Below are 1,315 nucleotides of genomic sequence, written 5' to 3'. Positions count from 1 at the left end.
GGGTCTTCCCCGATCATGGTGGGAGACTCAGAATTCCATGTTTAACCTGCCGTAATGGAACATCACAGCTACTTTGAACCGCTCCTTGTTCCGGTATCCCCTCGACTTGATCCGCAGCAGTCTGATCTTGCTGTTCAGCGATTCTGCATTGCCGTTTGATACCCGATGCTTCATCGCATTCAGGATACCGTACAGCCGTTTACGTAACGTTCTGGCAGCACTACTCAGCAGCGGGACGCCAACATCTTTTGCCATCGCTATCCATTCCTGCCACAGGCTTCTGCTGTGCTCGTCATACCGACGGTTCCAGAGTTCCCGCGCCAGCTCTTTCATTGCCCAGCAACGGCTGGTATCAGGCAGGACCATCTGCGCTGCCTCCAGTCTTTCTGCTATTCGACCATGACGCTTATGACGGGCGTATAGCCACAGATAGCGGGAGCGATGTGCACGTTTTCGGGCCTGCAACGGGATGGTTTTCATCTCTGACTGCCGTGTTTTATCCACCACGGCACAGAGCATTTTGGCTACATGGAAGTGATCGAAGGCGATTTTTTCTACTGCGTTGGGTAAGTGGATCCGGGCCGCGCTGATATAGGCCGGGTTCATATCCATCGACAAGGTTTTGATTGATTCGATCTGGCGGTCACCCAGGTTTCGAAGATAACCGGCAAGACTCTCAACGCCACGATCATCTCTTAGCTCAAGCGCTTGTCCCTGCGTATCCGAGATAACGGTGACATACTGATAACCCTTTTTGAAGCTCACCTCATCCACACAGAGGTGACGTGCAGACTGGGGCAACCGTCGGCGCGCCAGTCCTCGCTTTACCGCACGCTGCATGATGTTATCGACGGCATTCCAGCTGAGTTTCAGTTGTTTCCTGACAGCATCAACGGTACTGATTTTCAGCCATGAGAGCACGAAGGATTCGAACAACAGCGTATACCTGCTGCCGGGGCCCGCCCACGGAACTGGCAGCGTCAGGCAACCATGTTCCGGGCACATAATGCGGGGGACATCAGCTTCGACTATCGTTGAAAACTGGCAGGTATCGAGATGACGCCATTTGCGATACCGGTGATCGTGAGCAGGACAGGATTTCCCGCAGGCCGGACAGGTCAACTGAGTATTTTCAGCGATCCCGACAGTAACGGTAACAGACCCCGCATTTTCATCGAGAGAAAGAGACGTTACCTGCCACGGAGCAGACAGGTTGAGGATATGAGCATAGAGGGACTTTTCGTCCATGGTGGTGACCTCTGGCGAATTAATACGCCATTATCATGCCTTCAGCCACCACAACAAGGGAAGACCC

The 1,315-nt window shown here is 53.3% G+C and carries 1 protein-coding gene; it reads right to left on the bottom strand.

Annotation, left to right across the window (positions count from 1 at the left end; all coding sequences use genetic code 11):
• Nucleotides 1-27: 27 nt before the first annotated feature.
• On the bottom strand, nt 28-1,248 hold the full coding sequence (locus U868_RS0123055) for an ISL3 family transposase (protein ID WP_025155340.1): 1,221 nt from the start codon (nt 1,246-1,248) through the stop codon (nt 28-30).
• Nucleotides 1,249-1,315 lie beyond the last annotated feature (67 nt).

This window comes from Morganella morganii H1r (assembly GCF_000633515.1).
GTDB lineage: Bacteria > Pseudomonadota > Gammaproteobacteria > Enterobacterales > Enterobacteriaceae > Morganella > Morganella morganii_B.
Note: the sequence above shows the minus strand (reverse complement) of the source record. Positions and strands in the feature narration are given on the sequence as shown.